Here is a 900-nt window from a genome sequence, read left to right on the forward strand (position 1 = left end):
TTCAGGTTGAAGGCCATCGTGCTCACGCCAAGGGCGGTGAACCAGATGCCAACCACGGGCCAGGCAGCCAGGAAGAAGTGGAGGCTGCGGCTGTTGTTGAAGGAGGCGTATTGGAAGATCAGACGACCGAAGTAGCCGTGAGCAGCCACGATGTTGTAGGTCTCCTCTTCTTGGCCGAACTTGTAGCCGTAGTTCTGGCTCTCGCTCTCGGTGGTTTCACGCACCAGGCTGCTGGTAACGAGTGAACCGTGCATGGCGGAGAACAGGCTGCCCCCGAAGACACCAGCCACTCCCAGCATGTGGAAGGGGTGCATCAAGATGTTGTGCTCAGCCTGGAACACCAACATGTAGTTGAAGGTGCCGGAGATGCCCAGGGGCATGGCGTCGGAGAAGGAGCCTTGACCGAAGGGATACACCAGGAATACTGCAGATGCTGCGGCCACAGGAGCGCTGTAGGCAACGCAGATCCAGGGGCGCATGCCCAAGCGGTAGGAGAGTTCCCACTCGCGGCCCATGTAGGCGTAAATGCCGATTAGGAAGTGGAATACCACCAGCTGGAAGGGACCACCGTTGTATAGCCACTCATCGAGGCTGGCGGCTTCCCAGATGGGGTAGAAGTGCAGGCCGATGGCGTTGCTGGAAGGAACAACAGCACCGGAGATGATGTTGTTGCCGTACATCAGGGAGCCAGCTACGGGCTCACGGATGCCGTCGATGTCGACAGGGGGTGCGGCGATGAAGGCCACGATGAAGCAGATGGTGGCAGCCAGCAGGCAGGGGATCATCAGCACACCGAACCAGCCCACATAGAGGCGGTTGTTGGTGGAGGTGACCCAGTCGCAAAACTGGTTCCACGCAGAAGCGCCTTGGCGCTGCTGAATAGTGGTTGTCATGAGAACG

At 59.1% G+C, this 900-nt stretch carries 1 protein-coding gene; it reads right to left on the minus strand.

From position 1 onward, the window contains the following. Window positions 1-893, minus strand: an 893-nt coding sequence (gene psbA, locus AC01FP_RS17990; protein WP_445886114.1) for a photosystem II q(b) protein, incomplete at its 3' end; no start/stop codon positions are given. Between the last annotated feature and the right edge of the window lie 7 nt (window positions 894-900).

This window comes from Cyanobium sp. NIVA-CYA 375, from assembly GCF_056108345.1.